Origin of the sequence: Nostoc sp. ChiVER01 (assembly GCF_034531155.1) — a bacterium.
Classification (GTDB): Bacteria; Cyanobacteriota; Cyanobacteriia; order Cyanobacteriales; family Nostocaceae; genus Nostoc.
The window spans coordinates 69,284-90,685 of the sequence record NZ_JAVRBS010000034.1; the positions used below are offsets into that span (position 1 = coordinate 69,284).

Sequence of the window (21,402 nt, forward strand, 5' to 3'; positions counted from 1 at the left end):
AATCATTAATTGTAATCTAAATTCGGTAAGCTAAAGAAAGCTATTGCGATACCATCCTTATAATGTAAATCAAATCACATAAGCTTATGGAGCCAGACTCTTTACAAACTGAGGTGATTCTGACGCATCCGCGTGAGTCTCTCGGTAAAGTGCAACTTGATTGGACACCTCAACCCGGAAACTATCTCGATTTTGAAGGTAAAACCTACGCGGTTTTAGAACGCCGCCATCGATACCAACTTAAAGGTGGGCGCTACCGCTTGCATAATATTGCCATTTATGTACAGTCTGCTAAACGGCCATCTGAGAAAAGTTTGGTAGCAGGGCGTTGGGTAATTGGTGATGCCACTTGCTGTTACAATGCCCATTCAGAACTCATTCGCTGTGCAGTCAACCCAGATGGCCCTTGCGAATCTTGCCGCTTTTATGAAAAGTTAGAAGCCATTTAATTTTAGATTTTAGATTTTTTCTTTAATCCAAAATTTAACTTGTGCTTCCAGCGCACTAAAGGTGTGACCAAAATCTAAAATTGACAACCCCTCAATTACCTGCACCAAAAACTTCTCCTACAGTTAAGCGGGTACCATTAACAAAATCCCATCCCGACTGGGGACGTTTACCAGCTAGCTGAACTTCTCGCAACAGCAACAAACCTTCTCCAGTCTGGACGATCGCCCCAATTCCTTTGGTAATGTTGACTACTTCTCCTGGTTTGTCTGATGCATTTGACAAATCCGGCAATTTATGCATTAATTCTTGTAATTCTGGTGGGAGATCGCGTAGACGCGGAGCGGCTTGTCGCCAGACATCGCTTACAGAACTAAGGGGAGCAGAAGCGGTGATTTTCAACAGGTTGTCACGAAAGGTAGCGGTGCAGTTAGGGTAAAAGCCTCTGATTTGATTGTGTAATTGCACAGCCCTTTTTGACCAATCCAAACCATAATCTTGTTTTTGAATCAGAGGTGCATAAGTAGCTGCTAAATTATCTTGGGGAATTGGTTGAATTTCCTGGCGTTCCAAGTTCAACAGAGTTTCTACCAACAAATCCCCACCGATCGCAGCTAGTCTTTCGGCTAAATCTTGGGCAGTATCTAATAATCCAATAGGTGTAGTTGCTATTTGTAGCATTGGGCCGGTATCCATTCCCACATCCATTAACATGGTTGTGATCCCCGTTTCCTTCTCACCGTTATACAAGCACCATTGAATCGGCGCTGCACCGCGATATTTGGGTAAAATCGAGCCATGCACATTAATGCAGCCCAATTTTGGCATATTTAAGATTTTTGACGATAATATCTGTCCATAAGCGACAACAACAAACACATCTGCATCTAACTGTTTGAGTTTGGTTAAAGTTTCGGTGTCTTTTTTCACCCGTTCCGGTTGCCATACTGGTAAGTTGTGAGCAGTAGCGATCGCTTTTACTGGCGTTGGCGTAACTTTATTTCCGCGCTCCCGGCGTTTATCTGGTTGGGTGACAACTGCCAACACCTCAAATTCTGAATGATTCAATAACTTTTCTAATGTGGGTACAGCAAACTGCGGTGTACCAAAGAATACAATTTTCATTAATAATTAGTTGTGAATCGTTAGTGATTAATTAATGGTAAATAATATCGGCTGTTTGGTGGTACAATATTTTCGTATTGGTGAAACGAAAGGCTTCAAGATTTAACTTAATAGTTAAGTTGACAAGTGTAATAACTAGTATCAACTGCATCTACCTTTAGTGAGCCTAATAGTTTAGTGGTGTCTCGTCACGATCCGCTAGAGCATCTACCGAGTAAATTTTGTTGTGTTCCTGATAACTTGCACCTAATTGCCGTTAAATGCAATTGGGTTTCTCAAAAAGTATTGCGTCTTCTAACTATTTCTGTAGTTAAGATTGCAGTTTATAACTTTAGGTTGCTGACAGCAGTATTTTCTGAGTATTATGTATTGTGCGTCTGCCTTAAGAGTTTTTCACATAACGCCTCACGTTTACCATTATGAGGGTTTGCCCTCTTATATTAGTGTGTAACCTGGCTTGTTTGTAGTGTACTAGTGATCGCTAGTACGATCCCCAATCGCCTATTTATCTCACTCTTGGTTGCCAGCGTTATCACACGCTGAATATCCCTTTGACTAATACCTATTTTTGGTGTGGTTAGGTATAGCAACAGCAAGATTATATTTGTGTAGTAATTACTGACTTGTCAGCATATTTACTATACTCACATATTCTTGTACAAAAACATCGAGTACCTAAGTAAGAAAAAGTGTTGATAATGATACTTAATTTTTGTAAAACTGTGCGAACTTTGAGGTAAAAATCTCGTCAAAGTTTTTAGTTTCTTGTTATACATATAATTACCGCCTGCCCATTGCTGCATAGGTATTGCTTCTCACATAGCAACCGCCCCTCTAGAGAGTCTACAAATGCTTAAATCCCTTTTGCTGTCAGGATGGTTCCGCGCTCAACCATTTCTCAATTACGTTGTCGTTGCAATACTGCTTGCACCCTTACTAGGGGCATCGGCTCACTCGTTCCAGGTAAAATCCGAAGTATCTAAATTAACTTCGATGACTGGAGATTCTGACTCTGTATCAAAGGAAATAGCTGTAGTTGGGGAACCTGAGATAGCTGAAATATCAAAAACAGAGCAAATCGACTCTTTAATAGAAGAATTAAACTCTGTGCCAACACAAAGTTCTGCTGTTCAGGAACCGCAAGTATTACCAGCCGATAAAATAGAGTCTTTGGCTCAAATACATAGTTTTGTGTCAAGCAACAATTTAACTATTCCTGATTCTTTAGCAGCAGTTGAACTCGCACCATTAACAGATGTTCCTGTTAGTCAACTTAATTTAATCCGAAAACTCAAAGCTGCTAATATCAAGTCTTTAAAAGGACAAGAAAATTCTCTCTCTAGAGAAAAGTCTTTAACTGAATCATTGACAGCAACTCAAGTAGCACCAACTCTTACAGAATCACAACCAACCACAACAACGGAAATACCTGTTTCTGAACCAAACAATGAGTCCCAAGCAGAACAAATAGATCCTATCGGTAGTCCTCATCCTATTCCTTGGAAGTGGATTACAGCGACTCAAGAAGCTATTGGTTCCAAGGGGGGTTCGGGAGTGCGCCACTACCGCAGCGTACCTGTGGTTTCTCCAGATGGGAAATATGCAGTTTATAGCCGGGTGCAACTAGAAGTAAAACCAGAAATGTACAACAGCCGTGTAACTAGCGTACTGTTTGTCCAAGATATGCACACTAAGAGGTTGTGGGTGATGGCTTCAACTACTCCTGTTAGCGATCCTTTATTACAGGTAAAGGCTCTAAAGGGTGCGTCGTCTGAAGAAACTGATCCGAGTGGTAAAATTGGGGTATTAGTTCCGGTTAGCTGGTCAGAAAAAGGCGATCGCTTCTTAGCACGAAAGTTTGAAGGTATATTTAATACAGGCGATTCTACAGATAGTGCAGTGATTTGGGATCGGCAAAAAAATCAAGCTAACACAGTTGCTCCTGCTAATGCTAAGGAGGAGGAACATGACAAAATTGCAGTATTGTTAGGTTGGAGTAAAAGGCAACCGGATCATGTGTTGTTCCGTGCAGGTGAATTAGGTGAGGAAAACTGGCCATTAATGCAAGTTGCTAATGATGGCAAAACTGTAACTACAACAGATGAAGATCAGCCAATTACTTTTGGTAAAAAGGTTACAGAAATTTGGGCAGGGCCACAAGTAGCCTACCGATAATTTATTAAATATTTTATATACTCCCGTTGTCGTCACTGCTGATAACGGGATTTTTTATTTATCGGAAATTTGGGTTCTGAATTGTGCGTAGGCTAGCAAAAACAGCAGGCATTGTCGGGCATTGTTACTTAAGGTAGGACTTACGCACACTCTACGAATTCTCGGCGCTCTTGGCGTCTTGGCGGTTCGATAAATTAAGCTTTTTAGCAATTTTTGTGTAAGTCCTATTAAGGGTAGAAAACTCGTTCAAATGGTTGGTTACGATAACGTCGATAAATATCAAAATCTTTATCCAGTGTGGCGATTGCAGCAACATTCAGGCGTTCAGAAATTGCTACAAGGGATAAGTCCGAAAAATCTGCTGGTAAATCAGCGTATTGGGCATTCAGTTCAGCAATCCGAGAAAAATCTTGAGGCGTAAGCGATTCACACTTATAGATGTGATTCGCTAGGTGGAACAGAAACTCATTTTGCACTTGCCAGTCAGAGGCTAATAGCCACATTACTTCAGTGACACAACCTTCACTCGTCAACAATCGACTAGTGCATCCAGCAAAAAATTCAACCACTCGATTGTGATGTGAATCTGCTGAGTCGTAAAAGGCAACCAATAAACCTGTATCTACCAAAATTGTAGAATGATAGGTCATGATTTCTGTTGGTGGCTCTGCTGTATCCGCGATGCAATAACTGCTCTCCGAACATCTCGATCTGACAAATTACCAACACAGAGCAAATGCTGGGGAATTCCTCCCATACGCTCTAAAATGCTTTGCTCAGATGGCTGGCTTTTCTCACCATCAGATGTAGAATTTTTTTGATCCTGTCTGCCTTTTATGAATAGCAAGAAGTCTAGCACTTCTTCGACTAGAGAATCGGAAACCTGCCCAATTTCCTGAATTAGTTGCTCTCTGGCTGTCACAGGTTATCTGCCTCAATACCAATAAGACTTCATTTATTACGTTAACAGCCTTCGAAGAGAAATTACATTGTAAGAGTTCAGGTAAAGGCGGAGACACGGAGTGGCTTGTCGTCAGACATCGCTCCCACGCAATAAGTCTCTGAAGAGAATAATTCTCGTAGTACTCAATTTATAAAGCGTATCGTAGAATACGCCCACAAATATCAACTAAAGTTAGTATGCTTTGCCACAATTAAAGATAAGTTTATTATTTTTTAAGCATTTTTACTTAAAAATAAAATTATGGAGACTAATCACCCCTTTCCCATTCAGGTATGGCTCCTTTGACTCGGCGAATGGGCAAATTAGCAATTAAAGCTGTCGTTCGTTGGTTGCTTTCTAAGGAGAACTCTAAGCCCTCCGTCTCAACTTCGACATAGCGACAGACTACATCTAAGATTTCTTTCCGCATTTTTTCCAACGTTTGAGGGTCTATATCAGCGCGATCGTGAGCAATCACCAATTGCAGGCGACGTTTAACTTGAGTTCGACTGCTATCAGAGCCGCGAGAAAAAAGTCGTTCTAGAAGTTCAATCATTACGAATAGGTCTGGCGCGGAGACTGGAAAAGTAAGTTAAACAATCTTTGTCCTGAACAACCTTCGTATACGGGCGAAGATGCTGTCTTGGGACGAGTCGATCTCCAGAAATTCGACACTTTCCCCTTCTAATCTACGAGCAATGTTTTCAAAGGCTGTGGCAGCTAAAGAGGGATTTTCCGCTAACACTAAGGGTTCGCCGCGATTGGTAGATACAATAACACGCTCGTCGTCAGGGATTACCCCGATCAGGGGAATGGCGAGAAGTTCCTGAACATCTTGCACTGACATCATATCATTTGCCTGCACCATTGCGGGTCTTATGCGGTTAATTATTAAATGAACACGCTTGATACCTTGTGCTTCAAGTAACCCCACCACCCGGTCAGCATCACGAACTGAGGAAATTTCTGGGGTGCTGACAATTAGGGCTTCTTTTGCTGGGCCGATCGCATTTTTAAATCCATTTTCAATACCGGCAGGGCTATCAATGATTACGTACTGGTATTTTTGGGCCAGTGCATTCACTAATAACTTCATCTGTTCCGGCGTGACTGCATCTTTAGAGCGATTTTGGGCTGCCGGCAAAAGTACGAGATTGGGTTGGCGCTTATCTTTGACCAAGGCTTGTTCTAAGCGGCACTCTCTGGCTAAGACTTCTACTGCAGTATAGACTATGCGGTTTTCTAGCCCTAGCAGCAAATCCAAATTTCTCAGACCAAAATCCGCATCAACCAAGGCAACTTGACGCCCCATTTTGGCTAAAGCCATGCCCAGATTTGCTGAAACTGTGGTTTTACCCACTCCTCCTTTGCCGGAGGTAATCACTATAATGCGAGTCATGATAGAAATGCGGTCAATAAGGGTTCAGAAAATATAAAACAGTAAATTGCAGTATAAAGTATGAAGTATCGTATCAAGTATGAAGAAATATCTGTTCTTCCTGATAGGGGCGAGGCATGAATGTTTATGTCATTTCATCCTTTATACTTCATTCTTTAAGTAAATATTCATGGCTCTTGATTGCTCTTGGTAAATTGGTTTCTGGAAAAATCAGTAGCCCTAGCGATGCGAATTCCTTGAGGTGTAATATGTGCCACCTCTGGAGAAAACTGTATTGGCGCTTTTTCTGGTGCCCTAGCTACAGCATCTGCGATCCGTAGTTGGGTTGGTTCCATTTGCAAGGCCATAATTAGACACTCACGATTGCCTCCAGCACCAGCATGAGCGATTCCACGTAGACGACCCCAGATGATAATATCTCCATCTGCAATTACAATACCACCTGGATTTACATCTCCCAAGATAATTACTGTACCAGGATGACGAATTTCTACTCCAGAACGGACTGTGATTTCTAAATAAAGGGCATCTTCTTGGGGTATGGCTGTAGCTGTTGGCTCGGAATTCAAAGAAGTTACGGGCTGTAGTTGTTCTACAGAATACCCAGATGTGACGGCAGCGATCGCAGTTTGCCGCCGACTAGTCGAGACTGATATTAGCCGCAGTTGGACATCACTCAAAGCCTCGGCGAGTTCTTGGAGTTGTCTGGCATCTACTAGGCGGTCTTGTGCCATTAGATGCACAGGCGTATTAGATATCCGAAAGCGATCGCCTGCATTTAAACGCTGTCTTATTTGTTGCCAAATATCAGACCAACTCAGTTCTGAAGCAGATATTTGAGATTCCGGAGGTAGAATTAATAACAGCCGTCCCTCCTTACTTTTTAACTGGACTTGACTATTATCATTTACACGATACCCTGATATTGCTGACTCATTAGGATTTAAATCAGTAAGAATAAAATCTGATGCCGGATCAGTATTTGACTCTACATCTGGGTTAGCAGGATTTGACTCTACATCTTCAAGAATAGTATTTGATTTTAGATAAAGGAGGACGGATTTTAACTCCGCATCAGGGGGGATAGGATCTGACTCTACATCAGAAACAGTAGGATTTCCCTCTACCTCCGAAAAGATAGAGTTTGGGTCTGCATTAGGAAGTGCAGAATTTGACTTTAGATTGGGAAAAGCAGAATCAGAAGTCATGAAGTACTAGCCAAAAGACAAAGGATACACAGATTTTGGATTTTAAATTTTAGATTTGTATTACCCACGAGGGCTGAAAGCGCGTAACAAGAAGTTAGTCTGGCATGAACCAAAAGATTATTTAATCTCAAATCTTAAATCTCAAATTGGCACAGTCAACCTCTGATAAACTGTCCCCAAGGCATCAGCATCGCCGACATTACCGGGAAACAGTACCACAGGTAAATCAGGAAACTGGGGATGATCGGATGGCGTTAACACCATTGAACAACCAGCTAAAATTTGACCGAGTAAACGGGCTGAAGTTAGAGCTAATCCATTACTCAAAACATCATTAGAGGTAATACCACCCTTGCTGATTAAGAATCCTATATCAGATGGTAAACTGCGGACAATATCCATCAATAAACCTGAAACTTTTTCCCCAAACTCCAATCGTGTCTTGGCATCTTTAAAATTCAGTTCCTGACGGCTAGTATAAACCACTGGTGTTTTGCCAGCCTTGTGTGCCGCCCGTGTACTTTCTTGAATTTCAGTTAGCAATGCCGCAGATTGATTTGCATCATCAAGTAATCGTGCTACATTCACTTCAATTCCCACTGTTCCTTCTACTTGCAATAGCGCCTCTAATTGCTGGGTAGTCTTTTTCACATGGGAACCAACGATCACTGCACCTGGTTTGCCTTGGCGCACGTACTGCGCCATATTTTCGGCGGCAGTGGGTTGGGGTGGTAAAGCGGCTAAAGCTGTTAAAATACTTGCTGCACTGCGAAATAGAAAGCGTTTCCCTTGACTTGCTGCTGCTAATATGTCTATTGCAAAGCGGTTGAGATCAGCTTGAGTTTCACCATCGACGACAGCGCACTTATTACCACTCAGTTGTAACAAACGTTCCAAACTACCAGCGCGAATATCAGCTAGGAGAAACCTTTCTACAACTTCGGCACTAATTCTTCCTTGAGTCTTTTCTTCGACGTACTTGGGTAAGTAACTGTGATGGTAGCTGAAGACGGAATCACGGGCAAATTCAGTTTCATGGACTGGGGTGGGTATACCATCGATAATCAAGTAATGAACGCTGTCGCGGGTGATGCGTCCGCCTTCAAAAAAAGCTGGTACGAGAAAATGAGCATCAAAAGGGCCGAGTTCTTGGGCGATCGCATCAGTTTCAATGGGATAATGTCCCCGCAAAGTAGAATCAGAACGGCTGACAATCAGAAAATCTTCAATTCCTTCCGCATTCAAAGCTATTTTCAGGTTATGGCAAACTTCTTTAGTGACAGATGCAGCTGACTCTGGCGTTAGCGATCTAGTATTAGTTAGCACAAAGAAAATCGGCGAATCATCCTGCAACCCGATGCGTAGAGTGTCCACATCCCAGTGCATTAGCAGCAAGCAGCTGTGGACTGTTTGAGAACCCGTAGGGTCATCATCCAGGACAATTATTTTTGGTTTGTTGCTCATTTAGGTCAACGGGGCGATTGTTTTTTAAGAAAGTCATCAGCAAAGAAAAACTCTACTCAGCCTTTGTGCAATTTTCTGATTTCTGCTTGCACATCGATCGCAATTTGCAATGATTGATTTAGCAGTTGAGCATATTCGCCTGCTTGACTACTAACTTGTAAAGCTTGCAGACTGGCTAAATTATTCACAAATAACTCTTGGTTATTAGCAAGCAATTTTTTATTATCCCGCAAAATTCGTTCTGTTTTCAGAGCGCGGACTAAATCTTCTCTAATTAGTTGCAAGGCGGCGATTACTTGATCTCGGTCACGGAAACTGCTTTCTACGTTTCCTGATGCTGCCAATTGGTCATTAATATCTATAGCAGCAACTAGGTCATGATATTTATCAACTTCGTCTAAAAGTATTGTCAGTCCTTCAGGACAGGTCAACTGCCGCCACAGCCATCGCCCCACTAATATCGGCATTGGCACTAAAATTAGTAAAAGAATTCCTAGTCGAATTGAAGAACCAATTGTTGGCAGAATAATAAACGCGTAAATAAAACCAACAATTATTGGCGTTAACGCTAGCGTTACCAGCAATTCATTGACAAAAAACCCTAATCGCTTCTTCCTATCTCGCAAAACAGAGGGGCGAAAAACGTCTTCTGGATCGAATCCAGTCAAACGTCTCAGTTCCCCCTTACTAATTTCCAAGCCTATTAAGTCCGGCTGCACGGCTGGATAACTCCTATGGAAGCCCAAGTTGCGTATTTATTTTAATCGGGTTTGGTAGATAAGCAATGGATGGTTACGTATAGTTATGATAAAAAGCAGATTGTGCAACACGATTAGATCAAGCTAAAAAGCATTTGCACTTATTTTCTGCTCTAGTTTGGATACAATGCAGTACTTAATATAGGCGATCGCATTTAAGCGCACATCAAGTTGAGTATTGTGACTCAGGAAACCAGTTTTCATCTAGAATTTGTTCTAAAGAGCCAAGCAGTGCAACAGGGAATGTATCAATAGGAAGTTGAGAGCGATCGCTTGCTTCTTTTCTTGCATCTTGATAACATTCATCAAATATTTCTAAAATATAAGGCTTAAGACTAGGACTATCTTTGAGAGCTTTTTTAATCTCTCTACGAAAAGTCCTGATTTCTCCTTTCCAATGTCCTTGATTACGTTCTCGTTCTTCATCCCAACACTTGAGTTTTAGTAGATGTTCAAGAAGCTTAATTAATAAACTTTCAATTGCTCGCTTCTGGCTCCTACCTATACTTTCTAATTCTTCTAACAGATTATCTAAATCCACAGATGAAAACTGACCAGCACGAAGTTGATTGATAGTCGTCCTCAGCCAAAGGTAATAATCTTGGTCGTATAAAGTCTGAGCTTTTGGTTCTATTTGTATCACCATACACTTTGCTAAATTCCTATTTTTTGGTTTAGTTTGGACTTGATGATAGTTTCACTAAATCTTACCATTCTTGAGTAAAAACAAGGCTAGTTAGCCTTTATCGTGACGTGTCTTCATACAATATTTTAACGTAGGCGGGAATCTTCAGTTGGCGTTGCAGGTTTGCATTTGAGTCATAGCCTTGGGCTACTAACGCCACATACTCAGTATCCATCATGCCGAGGTTATGAATTTCAGTTAGGATGCAACACCGAAAATATTCCTTAAGTTTAAACTAAAGCTTACTGAAAGAATGAGGTTTTTATTTAACAAGCCGTTGAAAATAGACGAGATCCCATTCATCAGCCTCAAGATTCTCAGCCTTATAAAAAAATTGATTATTACTGAAGGAGAAAAATGGCTAAAACTAAAGCAAATGATATTCTTTCATTAATTGAAGCAGAACATCGCCAAGTTGAAAAACTTTTTGCAGGAGCAGAAAAAGCTAAGGGTGCAAAATTGGTGGAGCAATTCAATCAAATCTATATAGCATTGAACTTACACGCTAGAACTGAAGAAATAGTCTTCTACCCAGCTTTGCGAGATTACGAACAAACCGAACAATATGTTGAAGAAGCTGAAGAAGAACATGAAGAAGTTTCAGTGATTTTAGAAGAGATTAAGGCTCTTAAGCCTACTGACCCTGAGTTTAAAGAAAAAATGAGCGAATTGAAGGAAGCTGTTGAGCATCATGTAGAAGAAGAAGAAAGCGAAATTTTTAGTGCTGTGCGCGAATGTATGAGTGCTGAAGAACTAACTGAATTGGGCCAAGAATTTCAGGAAACTAAAGCTAAATTGATGCCAGATATAGAAGCTGCATTAGCAACGTAATGAGGCAATTATCTCTAAATAGGTTGCATAAACAGTCAACCATGATTTGCACATAATTAGTCAATTGAAATCACCAAAGTATTCTTCATCAGGGAGTAGAAAAATGACTGCTACAAATCAGAAGCGCAAAATTCGTTATGCAGTTGTTGGTTTAGGTTGGTTTGCCCAAGAAGCTGCCTTACCTTCCTTTGCCAACGCCGACAATTCAGAATTAGTGGCACTGGTTTCAGATGATCCTACTAAAAGCGAAGAAATAAGCAAAAAATATGGTATAGAGCATACTTACTCTTACGAAGAGTATGAAGACTGTTTGGCAAGTGGAGAGATTGATGCAGTTTATATTGCGTTGCCTAATCACTTGCATTGCGACTACACTGTGCGGGCTGCTAATCAGGCAATTCATGTATTATGTGAAAAGCCGATGGCAGTAACAGAAGAAGAGTGTGAGGCAATGATTAAAGCTGCCAATGACAATAATGTAAAGCTGATGATTGCCTATCGTTTGCATTTAGAAGAAGCAAATTTACAAGCAGTGGAAATTGTGCGTTCAAAGCAAATTGGTGAACCACGTATTTTCAACTCGGTTTTTACTCAGCAAGTAGAAGAAGGAAATATTCGTTTACGAGATGTTACAGGTGGCGGCACACTCTATGATATTGGTATCTACTGCCTTAATGCTGCGCGTTATCTATTCCAAGATGAACCAATTGAAGTATTTGCTGTAGCTGCCAATAACGGAGAACAACGCTTCAGCGAAGTGGAAGAAATGGCTAGCGTTATTTTGCGTTTCCCGAATGAGCGATTGGCAACATTTACCTGTAGCTTTGGAGGTGCAAGTGTTTCAACCTATCAGATTGTAGGTACTCAAGGTGATTTACGAGTAGACCCTGCATATCCTTGGCAAGGAGAAATCAAGCATTACCTAACAATTAATGGTGAAACTCAAGAGCGTACCTTTGAGGGTCACGATCAATTAGCAGCTGAATTTACCTACTTCTCTGATTGTATTCTCGAAGATAAAGACCCAGAACCATCAGGTACGGAAGGGTTGATTGATGTTTCGATCATTCAAGCGCTTTACGAGTCAATTGAAACAGGTAAACCTGTGCAGATCCAAACTAGCGACCGCCACCAACGCCCCACATCGGATCAAACTATTGAGCTTCCTCCTAATGACGAGAAGCCGGATTTGATTCATGCTGCTGCACCTTCTGGACAATGATTACTAATACTAGTTCTTGGTGAGTTGCACAAAATCAAGCTTGATGAGATAAAGAATGTACTAAGTGGATAATTGTTAGATAACAGACACTTAGTACTAGTCATTTTATAGCGATCGCTTAACAAAAATGCTCGCTATTGATAACATATAAGGGCACAACAATAATATTGTGCCCTTATATGTTTTTTATTCAATTAAAAACTGCTGTCTATGTCGGCGTGAAATGAGCAATCGTACAGAAACTTACGCTGTGCGATTCGTTCCTAGATTAATAAATAACCTGGGGTGAAAACGCCAAGGACAGAACCTTGAAAATTTTCATAGCTGATTTTCGGATGAGGGTGAAAATGCTGCCTAGTTATTGTCTGATGTAGTCTGTAGCCCTTCGATACGCTTCAGCCTCAGCTTGTAGCCGCCTTATGACAGTCGCAAAATCATCATAGAATAATACCCAACCATTGTTAGATGTAAAAACTATAGTTGTTAATTGCCCGAAATTTGCGTATATATTCCTGATTGTAGGAATAACCTGTTGTGGAAAATTTTTACTATTAGCGATTCGGTTTCGGTCATCATAGATAAGAATCCATTCCCCATTGTTAGTGAATGTTGTATAGTCAATACTTTTGTCTGCTTCGTTTATATCACCCAGCTTATTAATAAGTGCCTGTGGAATATTATGCCAAGAAGCACCTTTATTGCCAAAGAGAATTACCCAACCTCCATACGGTGTAAATGCAACACTCTTTATCGTTTTTTTCTGTTTATTTATTTCTAAAAGTTTATTAGTAACGTCTTGTGGAAAATTCGTACTCTCATAAAAACCATTATCGTTATAGATAACTATCCACTCCCGCGAAGGTGTAAACGTAATGCTATTTATAATTCCACGGTTTTTATTTATATCGTTCAAGTCTTTGAGAAGTTTTTGTGGAAGAAGATACGTAGAATAACCATTTCTACCAATTACTATTCCGAAACCTCCATTAGGAGCAAACACAATTTGATTAATAGCTTTTTTTTGCTGAGTTAATGTTTTGATATAGCTAGTTACTAGGGGAGGAATATTGGATGTGTAGTAATCAGCCCAAGCCCGTGAAGAACTTAAGCCAATAGTAGATAAAATGCCTACTACTATTGATGTACTTGCAAAAAACCTAGCAGTTCCTTTTGAAATGTGCTGTACTAAAAAATTATTAGACATATGACTCTGTTTCTAATGTTGGGGTGATCAAGGAGAAATCTTTTAACTGCAAAAGTTTGATCGCACTTCTTGGAGAAGAATTATTACTTTACTATGCTTGTATCCTTAACCGAGAGTATTGGTACACGTACCGCTTTACGATGTACAATAAGCATGTGATAAACCATCTGCCAATGGTTACTATTAGGGTAATTTACAAGTACATCACTTATCATTTGCCGATTTTGATTTCTTATGACAAAAGTTTGGTCTGCTAGGGATTTTTGACTAGCTACAGATAACACTGAAAATACTAATACACGAACTATTGCAGTTTTGCGAACTAATTTGGTAAACATCATGTAACTTGTCTCTTTATTTGCAGAGAGCAGAATCGTCAGAGCTATGTTTGTGTTTTTCATAATAAATGATTCCCGTAATTTATCTAGGGTAAGATGAGATCAATATTCAAATTGCACTGCCTATTACTTTTTACCTACACAGTAATTTGTTGTTTTTCGGTCAAACACACGGCAACACCTTTCTCATAATAAGCTGCTTCATTGATGAAGACTGGGTAAACTGTTGATTTACCTTCATAAGCAATAGTTCTACCCTCAAAAGTTAAAAAAATCGGCTCCCCAGGATTGAGAGGTTCATAATCTTTAAACTGTAGATTTGGGTGAATCATCGCTTGAATATCTCCATGCTCGTTTCTGGGATAATCAATAGTCCCTACATGTTGATAGAGCGTGAGCGTGTCGTTTTTTAGTGGAATTGAACCTTGGTTTAACGCCTCTACATAATCCAAAATTTCATAAATCAGTTTCTCCGTTTTCTGAAACAAATCTGCACTTAACACACCTTGAGGTACTGAACCAACTTCAACAGCAAAACCCAATTCACATTGGGAAATTAAGAAAGAATCTTCTTCATGAGATTGAATATAAAGAACCTTCACCAAAGGATTTATCGAACTCAGATATGCTGCTAATTGCAACAAGAAAGGATCAAGCTTAATAAGAATCAGAGTTAATCCCATGTTTGCAGTCGTGCTGTGCAAATCCACAAAAATGCTTGTCTGCGATTTATTTTTCGGTTTGAGGATTTCGATAATCAGTCTTGCCTGCCTATCTTCATTGCTCCTGAGTTCCAGGTTTTGCAGGTCTTCCTTGTTGAAGTTGCGGTTTAAGTCTTTGTCGATGTAACGCCTGCCTTCTGCAAAGGCTTCCGGATTGCCCAACAATGTTAGTGTTTCAAAGCTAGGTCGTTGAATTAGGTGAGGAAATTGCTCAAAGAGTTTAGTTATATATATTCCTGTTAGTTCATTCCCGTGGATTCCACCAATAATTACGGCCCGGTGGATTTTTTGGCTGCTTTGGTTCATGTATAGTTACTCGCTCAATACTTGTAAATGCATAATAAAAGTAATACTATGCTTCTGCAAGCTTAAATTTGCATAAGATTAGATAAAATTGGCATAGTGCTTAATACGTATGGAGTTAGACAAGCTAAAATACTTTACTGTTCTGGCTGAAGAACTCAACTTCAGTCGAACTGCTGACCTCTTGGATATCGATCAGCCATATCTGAGCAAGCATATTCGTCGCTTGGAAAAGGACTTAGGATTTGAACTGTTTGACCGAGAGAGACGACCACTCCAGTTAACATCTGGGGGAAAAGTTTTCTTTGAAGATGCTTCTGAGATTATTAGGCAGGTTGAACGGGCGAAGAGACGAGCATACAGAGCTAGTCTTGGTGAGGTAGGAGAGTTGACGATCGCACTTAATAGTTCAATTACTAACAGTGTTCTGCCAAATGTACTGCAAGCTTTTCGCTCCCATCGTCCTGATGTCGAGCTAGTTTTATGTGAGTTAGCATTGAATGAGCAAATACAGCAGTTGCTTGATTACCGAATTGATATTGGTTTTGATTTTTTGCCCAATGATAATCACCCAGATTTAGAGTCTATAACCATTTTGTCAGAGCCACTAGTGATTGCTTTACCTGAGTCACATCTACTAGTAGCTAAATCTCAAATTCCACTCAAGGCATTAGCGAATGAACCTTTTGTTTTACCTTCACCAAAAGTAATCCATTTCTATAATCAAATTATTAATTTTTGTGAACAGGTTTTTGGTCATGAATTAAAAGTTGTCCAACAAGCAACTTGGATGCTGACCGTATTGAGTTTAGTTGCGGGTGGAGTTGGGGTGTCTTTGGTGCTAAAAAATGCCCAAAATATTCAGCGTCAGGGAGTTGTGTACAGACCAATTGAAGGAAATAACCTGAAAATCAGCATTGTTGCGCTTTGGCGGCGTGACGACCAATCTGCTGTTTTAAATGAGTTTCTAGAGGTTCTCAAAGATATAAGCCGCAGATGGGAAATGTAAGAAAGGTCGTGGAGAATTTGCGAACCAAGGTTGCTCAACTAACTCCAGAAATTGCTGCTTAAAGAATTTATATTGCTTTATGCAACAGTCCACCCATCTGTTCGCTGATGTGATGTGAGTGCTGAGGATATCCGCATTATGTTTCGAGCAGATCGAGGACTGGGGGAAGTGGACGGGATGAGCATTGCCTTGGTTGGAAGTGGTCTTCGTAAGTGTAGGCAAACCGTCCACACTTTGTCTACAACGTGTCTACAGAAAAGTTCCCGCTACTTCAATGAAAGCGATCGCAGTATTGAAAGTGGCTCATTAAGTCCTTAACGTAACTTTCTGCACAGTTGCTCATTTCTACCCCATGCCTAAATCTTAAGGATAAAGACCTCTGTCAGTCAGCGCCTGAGCCACTCTACCTACCCCTAAAGTATAAGCAGCTAATCGCAGAGGAATTTGCCGTATCTCCGACTGCTGAATCACCCGATGGTAAGCTTGTACCATCAAATGCTCCATTTCGCGGTTAACGCGTTCCTCATCCCAAAATACATAGGAAAGACCCTGCACCCACTCTAAATAACTGACTACTACACCGCCAGCATTCGCCAATATATCGGGTAGCACTGTCACACCCCGCGCCTCTAACGCCAAGTTAGCCTCAAGAGTAATCGGCCCGTTAGCTGCTTCTGCGACAATTCGTGCTTGCACTTGATTCACATTTTCTTCAGTGATTTGGTTTTCTAAAGCCGCCGGTATTAAAACATCGCAGGGCAAAGTTAATAAATCTGCATTGCTAATTGGTACAGATTGCGGGAAACCCATAATACTCTTACGATTTTCAGCAGCATAGACTTTCAACCTGGGAATATCAAGACCGACTTCGGAAAATATTCCTCCAGCACCCGTTGAAACAGCAATAACTTTCGCGCCTGCTTGATGTAATAATTCTGCTGCGGCACAGCCAACGTTACCGAAACCCTGAATAGCTACTCGGATACCTGCTAAGGATTTACCTTGCTGTGCCAGCGCCTCACGGACAATAATCATCACGCCACGTCCGGTTGCCATTTCTCGTCCCAGCGAACCACCAATAGAAAGCGGTTTTCCAGTTACAACCCCTGGTACAGCATGACCGACATTCACAGAGTAAGTGTCCATCATCCAAGCCATCTCACGGGCAGAAGTACCCATATCTGGAGCAGGAATATCTACAGCAGGCCCAATATCTTTAATCAACTCGCTGATATAACGGCGGGTGATTCGCTCTAGTTCGCCAACACTGTAGCGTTTCGGATCTATGGGAATGCCACCCTTCCCACCACCGTAAGGTATACCTAACAAAGCACATTTCCAGGTCATCAGCATTGCTAGAGCAGATACTTCCCGTAATGTCACTGCTGGATGGTAACGGGTTCCACCCTTGTAGGGGCCTAAAACATCGGAGTGTTGCACCCGGTGTCCAGCAAGAACCTGTATTTCCCCATTATCTAATTTCACGGGGATGGAAACCGTCACAACCTTACGCGGGTGGCTAAGAATTTCTAGCAAACCCTGATTTAAATTTAATTCTTTAGCTGCCGCTTCTAAGTAGCTACATGCTTGATCAAATGGGCATATATGCGCTGGAGAAGCAGGTTCTGGCAGCAACAGAGATTTTGAAATCATAAAATTTTCTCCTAATCACGGTATCTTTACGAACCGGATATCATCTGTATTTAGCTTATCCTTTTTTTTAGGGAAATAAAATTTTTGTAGTTTTTGTTACAGTTTTATATTTTATATTCTGCTATTGCTACAAAAGCAGGATAATTATATATCAAGAGCAAAAACTTAAGTAAAACTTATATATAACGTCAGTCAGATAGTTAAAATGACAAGTTTTTACCTTGCTAGTGCGATCGCTGCATTCTGTCCTCCAAAGCCAAAACTGCAACATAGTACTTGCCTAATTTTACTTAAACGTGCAGATGTAACGATATCTAAATCAAACTCCGGCTGCTGAAATCCTACACAAGGTGGTAATATTTGATGCTTTAAGGCCATGAGAGAAAAAGCCACACCTAAAGCTCCAGATGCTCCTAATGTGTGGCCTGAGCTTCCCTTGGTGGAACTAACTGCCACCCCTTGGGGAAACAAACGCTGGATTACCATGCTCTCCATTTGGTCATTTAGCTGGGTAGCTGTGCCATGAGCATGAATGTAATCAATATCAGTTGGTGAGAGGCAACTACGTTCTAGACATTGTTTGATAGCAGCGATCGCACTTTTGCCTTCAGGTTCTGGTGAATTACCATGATATGCATCGTTAGTTAAGCCAAAACCGAGAATTTCACCATACACTTTTGCTTGACGCTGTTTTGCCAACTCTGCTGATTCCAAGACAAACACAGCTGCGCCTTCGCCTAACACTAAGCCTTGCCGGTGCAAATCAAAGGGATAAGCCCCAGTTTTTGCCAAAGCACCCATCTGCTGAAATCCAGCTAAAGTTAGGGGTGTAATCGGCGCTTCTATTGCGCCAGCGATCGCCTGTTGACATTGCCCAGTTTGAATAAGCAAAGCTGCTTGAGCAATCGCCCAAATTCCAGTTGCACAAGCTGCCATCGGTGCTAAAACTATACCTGATGCACCGATTTGTCTTGCAGTAGCGATCGCGTTCATGTGAGGTAATGTATCTAGCCAATTTCCAAAAGAGGACACGGACAAATTCGCTACATCTTTATACATTTGCTGCGCCATGATTTCCCAAGACGCTTGATAAGAGCGACTCGATCCAATGACTACAGCACAATCAGGTGCATGTGAAACTAAGCCAGAATCTTGTAAAGCAGAAGCTACAACCATCTGAGTTAACATTGTCAACTCAGATGGTTGTTGACCAATCAAACCTAGAGGAAGTGGTGTAAATTCTGGAAAAGGTTGATGTAATCGAATTCCAGATTTACTTGCTAGCAAATTTTGCCAGCTATCTTCTAAGTTTCCACCCAAGGCGGAAATTAAACCAATACCAGTGACAACAACCTTTGTCAATTTAGGAGTTAGTAGTTATTTTCCCCCTGCCCCCTGCCCTCTTCCTCTACTTCCCTGATATTTTCAGATTTTCAGCACCTTGTGTGACTTTAGCGGAGTCAATGCGATCGCCTTGCTTAATTTTGTTTACTACATCAAAGCCTTGAGTTACATTGCCAAACACAGCATAGTTACCATCTAAGAACGGCAAATCTGCTAAAGCAAAGTAAAACTGGGCAGAGGCGGAGTCTGGTGCTTGCGATCGTGCCATCGCTACTGCACCCTGTTTATGGGGTAATACGACAGGTTGAGCAGTAGCATCAAAGGGTTTATTGTAAGTCGGAGTATCTGAACCTTTCGCCTTAACTTCTAAAGGTATATAACGAGCATTTCCCGTTTTTGGGTCAATATAACTACCAGTTCCCAGTCTATCTGCTGGAACTTTCGGGTCTTTACTTTGTGGATCGCCCCCTTGAACAACAAATGGTTGGGGTTCCCGTACAACTCGATGGAAAACTAAACCATCGTATACACCCTTCTGCACTAAATCTACGAAGTTGCCTGCTGTAATAGGGGCATCAGTGCCATCTACTTCGATAGTAATCGGCGAGCCTTTAACCGTAAGTACCACAGTAGCCTTGCCATCGAGACGTGGTAAATCTGCCAGTCCAGGAATACTCTCACTATTAGTTTCAGATGAAGATGTTGCTTCAGTAGTTGTCTTGCTGCTTGCCTCGCTTGTGGTCGAGGTAGCTGTCGAGATTGGAGAAGACGTATTAGATGCGACTTGCTGTGTTGAACATCCACCCAACATCAAAGCACTGATGATCGCAATAGAAAGCAAAAATTGTGAAATTTTTAACCGCATTGCCTGTTACCGATTTAACCAGAGTATCTTATCGTTTCGAGGGGTATTGAGAATGGGAATTGGGAATGGGGAATTGGGAATTGGGGATTGAGCATTGGTCATTAATCAATAACTCTTCTTCCCCTGCTCCCCCTGCTCCCCCTGCTCCCTCATCCCCACTTCCTTACAGTCCTTCTAATGACACTCCCAAAAAGCGGGCTAATTTTGCACCTTCTGTTTCTAACTCTGTTAAAGATAACGGTTGTCCCACCCGTGTTAAGGGTATATCTCGCCGGCCCTTAATGCGTAGATAGAGGGCGCGAAGAGGATTAAGACCTTCTTTGACGGATATTCGCACTGACTGTACATCTTCTATGCGACCGTCAATCTCAATTCGGCGGTTTTTGCCAGGAAATCCCCAACGGAATATTTTAATTGTGCCAGTTTCCTGATTAAATTCGTTGTAACCGCCTCCTACGTCCCATAAAATTACTAGCCACAGATATGTAGCTAATAGCAAGCCAGCAGTGCCATATAAACCCATCACCAATCCTTGGGGGACGAATACCAGTTGAGTTGGATCGGAAACTATGAGTAAATTAACTTTTAAATAACTGGATATTCCAGCCAATAAAAAGCCGCTTGCTCCCAACGTAACGATAGTTGCCCAGCAGTAATTACTGAACCGACGAGAACCGAGAACATTTTGATGCAGGAGGCGATCGCCTTTGTTAATCGTTGTTGATGCCGTCATTTAACTACCATTGCCCCGTGAGATACTCGCTGTCACATACTTGCACACTTAATGCTTTGGCATATAGTGTGTACTTCTGTACCAATCCGGCTATTGCTGAGGAGGCACTGAAGCTCTGTTTTAAGTCCACGGTATACTTTACCGTAGACGAGGGATTTTTTACCCTGTGCCCTATAAATTTTACTGTCCCGGATGATGCCTTACTTGCACTATGGGACGAACCACTAGTACCGCAAGGCGGAAGTCAAAATTCAAAAGTGTTATTGAATAAGCTTTTCAGGGCTTTTCAATGGTCTGCTTATTTCCGTCATGCTGTACTAGTACCTTCCCCCTTGTCCAACGTTTCACATAGTTTTTTCAGAGGTGTATCAACGACCGTGGCGGCGAAGTGACCATTCACATTTTACCAAACATTGTTGACAAAAACTCAACTGCGCCCTTCCCTGTTCCTGCTACTTGTATAATTTTTTAGGGCATTAAGTCCTAAATTTCTTCACTCAATCGCTGATAAAAATTATTTCTCCCCTGCCCCCTGCCCACGTCCATGTAGACTAAATTTTTTTACATTTCTGAGAAAAGTTGTGTCAAATTGTAAAATTTCTGATATTCATATTATTTATAAGGTTTGTGTTTCATAACTGATTTGCTTGGTGTGTATCAGGCAAAAACCCTGAGTAGTATGATAAGTTAAGAATCATTAAGTTACCACAAGCTAGATTACTAGCCGATGGTACGTGTAATGGCATAAAGAAAGAGAAATGCTGATCTCATTAATGAGTATTTCTCTCAGAATCTCAATTGCTTTGACGCTGTTGAGATTGTCAAAAAAAACGTTAATTCCTCACGGCAGTCGGTTACACTGGCTCTCCGCACTGTCTTAGAAACGTTGCAATTTTAGTAAAAAGAGGATTTTAGTCCGATGACCATCGCAGTTGGACGCGCCCCCAGTAGAGGGTGGTTTGACGTATTAGACG

General features: G+C 41.3%; 22 protein-coding genes. 6 read left to right on the forward strand and 16 right to left on the reverse strand.

The genetic code is table 11. The features are described from left to right. The first annotated feature begins 86 nt into the window (after positions 1–86). Positions 87–449, forward strand: a complete 363-nt coding sequence (locus tag RMY00_RS30810) for a DUF6464 family protein (protein WP_322651162.1) — start codon at positions 87–89, stop codon at positions 447–449. A 91-nt stretch (positions 450–540) separates the two neighbouring features. On the opposite strand, the gene fmt is transcribed toward RMY00_RS30810, so the two are convergent. Beyond that, positions 541–1,572: a methionyl-tRNA formyltransferase gene (gene fmt / locus RMY00_RS30815; protein WP_322651163.1), complete on the reverse strand. Its 1,032-nt coding sequence runs from the start codon at positions 1,570–1,572 to the stop codon at positions 541–543. A gap of 849 nt (positions 1,573–2,421) precedes the next feature. Here fmt and RMY00_RS30820 point away from each other — a divergent pair. Continuing rightward, positions 2,422–3,747, forward strand: a complete 1,326-nt coding sequence (locus tag RMY00_RS30820; RefSeq protein WP_322651164.1) for a hypothetical protein — start codon at positions 2,422–2,424, stop codon at positions 3,745–3,747. A 227-nt stretch (positions 3,748–3,974) separates the two neighbouring features. Here RMY00_RS30820 and RMY00_RS30825 read toward each other — a convergent pair whose 3' ends face one another. The 8 genes from RMY00_RS30825 to RMY00_RS30860 form a co-directional block, all read right to left on the reverse strand. Next, entirely contained in the window at positions 3,975–4,397 is a 423-nt protein-coding gene (locus RMY00_RS30825) for a type II toxin-antitoxin system VapC family toxin (RefSeq protein ID WP_322651165.1), read from the reverse strand. After that, positions 4,394–4,669 carry a hypothetical protein gene (locus RMY00_RS30830; protein ID WP_322651166.1) on the reverse strand — a complete coding sequence of 92 codons (276 nt, stop codon included), beginning with the start codon at positions 4,667–4,669 and terminating at the stop codon, positions 4,394–4,396. Before RMY00_RS30830 ends, RMY00_RS30825 begins: the two co-directional genes overlap by 4 nt. A gap of 289 nt (positions 4,670–4,958) precedes the next feature. Then, positions 4,959–5,246 carry a cell division topological specificity factor MinE gene (gene minE, locus RMY00_RS30835; protein ID WP_109012000.1) on the reverse strand — a complete coding sequence of 96 codons (288 nt, stop codon included), beginning with the start codon at positions 5,244–5,246 and terminating at the stop codon, positions 4,959–4,961. A 36-nt stretch (positions 5,247–5,282) separates the two neighbouring features. Then, entirely contained in the window at positions 5,283–6,089 is an 807-nt protein-coding gene (gene minD, locus RMY00_RS30840; RefSeq protein ID WP_109012001.1) for a septum site-determining protein MinD, read from the reverse strand. 167 nt (positions 6,090–6,256) lie between these two features. Then, a complete protein-coding gene (gene minC, locus RMY00_RS30845) occupies positions 6,257–7,297 on the reverse strand; it encodes a septum site-determining protein MinC (RefSeq protein WP_322651167.1) in 1,041 nt (346 codons plus the stop codon). Positions 7,298–7,438: 141 nt separating this feature from the next. Next, positions 7,439–8,761, reverse strand: a complete 1,323-nt coding sequence (locus RMY00_RS30850) for a four-carbon acid sugar kinase family protein (protein ID WP_322651168.1) — start codon at positions 8,759–8,761, stop codon at positions 7,439–7,441. Between the two features lie 56 nt (positions 8,762–8,817). Next, the gene (locus RMY00_RS30855) at positions 8,818–9,480 is read right to left on the reverse strand and encodes a hypothetical protein (RefSeq protein ID WP_322651169.1); all 663 of its coding nucleotides are present in this window, start codon (positions 9,478–9,480) and stop codon (positions 8,818–8,820) included. 205 nt (positions 9,481–9,685) lie between these two features. Then, complete coding sequence (locus RMY00_RS30860; protein ID WP_322651170.1) at positions 9,686–10,165, reverse strand: DUF29 domain-containing protein; 480 nt, start codon at positions 10,163–10,165, stop codon at positions 9,686–9,688. A 396-nt stretch (positions 10,166–10,561) separates the two neighbouring features. Here RMY00_RS30860 and RMY00_RS30865 point away from each other — a divergent pair, with 396 nt between their 5' ends. Further along, on the forward strand, positions 10,562–11,035 hold the full coding sequence (locus RMY00_RS30865) for a hemerythrin domain-containing protein (protein ID WP_322651171.1): 474 nt from the start codon (positions 10,562–10,564) through the stop codon (positions 11,033–11,035). Positions 11,036–11,138: 103 nt separating this feature from the next. Continuing rightward, on the forward strand, positions 11,139–12,257 hold the full coding sequence (locus RMY00_RS30870) for a Gfo/Idh/MocA family oxidoreductase (RefSeq protein WP_322651172.1): 1,119 nt from the start codon (positions 11,139–11,141) through the stop codon (positions 12,255–12,257). A gap of 358 nt (positions 12,258–12,615) precedes the next feature. Here the strand turns inward: RMY00_RS30870 and RMY00_RS30875 are convergent, their stop codons facing one another. The 3 genes from RMY00_RS30875 to RMY00_RS30885 all read right to left on the reverse strand — a co-directional run bounded on the left by RMY00_RS30875 (position 12,616) and on the right by RMY00_RS30885 (position 14,827). Next, on the reverse strand, positions 12,616–13,461 hold the full coding sequence (locus RMY00_RS30875; RefSeq protein WP_322651173.1) for a hypothetical protein: 846 nt from the start codon (positions 13,459–13,461) through the stop codon (positions 12,616–12,618). Positions 13,462–13,544: 83 nt separating this feature from the next. Beyond that, complete coding sequence (locus tag RMY00_RS30880) at positions 13,545–13,862, reverse strand: hypothetical protein (protein ID WP_322651174.1); 318 nt, start codon at positions 13,860–13,862, stop codon at positions 13,545–13,547. Positions 13,863–13,936: 74 nt separating this feature from the next. Next, positions 13,937–14,827 (reverse strand): aspartoacylase, encoded by an 891-nt coding sequence (locus RMY00_RS30885; RefSeq protein WP_322651175.1) that lies wholly within the window; start codon positions 14,825–14,827, stop codon positions 13,937–13,939. A 109-nt stretch (positions 14,828–14,936) separates the two neighbouring features. Between RMY00_RS30885 and RMY00_RS30890 the strand changes: the two genes are divergently transcribed. Then, positions 14,937–15,833, forward strand: coding sequence for a LysR family transcriptional regulator (locus RMY00_RS30890; protein ID WP_322651176.1), 897 nt, complete (start codon positions 14,937–14,939; stop codon positions 15,831–15,833). 138 nt (positions 15,834–15,971) lie between these two features. Then, the gene (locus RMY00_RS30895; protein WP_322651177.1) at positions 15,972–16,151 is read left to right on the forward strand and encodes a hypothetical protein; all 180 of its coding nucleotides are present in this window, start codon (positions 15,972–15,974) and stop codon (positions 16,149–16,151) included. A gap of 45 nt (positions 16,152–16,196) precedes the next feature. On the opposite strand, the gene RMY00_RS30900 is transcribed toward RMY00_RS30895, so the two are convergent. The 4 genes from RMY00_RS30900 to RMY00_RS30915 form a co-directional block, all read right to left on the reverse strand. Continuing rightward, entirely contained in the window at positions 16,197–17,486 is a 1,290-nt protein-coding gene (locus tag RMY00_RS30900; protein ID WP_322651178.1) for a Glu/Leu/Phe/Val dehydrogenase, read from the reverse strand. Between the two features lie 216 nt (positions 17,487–17,702). Further along, positions 17,703–18,848 carry a beta-ketoacyl-ACP synthase gene (locus RMY00_RS30905; protein WP_322651179.1) on the reverse strand — a complete coding sequence of 382 codons (1,146 nt, stop codon included), beginning with the start codon at positions 18,846–18,848 and terminating at the stop codon, positions 17,703–17,705. A gap of 46 nt (positions 18,849–18,894) precedes the next feature. Continuing rightward, entirely contained in the window at positions 18,895–19,695 is an 801-nt protein-coding gene (locus tag RMY00_RS30910; RefSeq protein ID WP_322651180.1) for a peptidylprolyl isomerase, read from the reverse strand. 163 nt (positions 19,696–19,858) lie between these two features. Next, entirely contained in the window at positions 19,859–20,428 is a 570-nt protein-coding gene (locus RMY00_RS30915; protein WP_322651181.1) for a photosystem I assembly protein Ycf4, read from the reverse strand. Positions 20,429–21,402 lie beyond the last annotated feature (974 nt).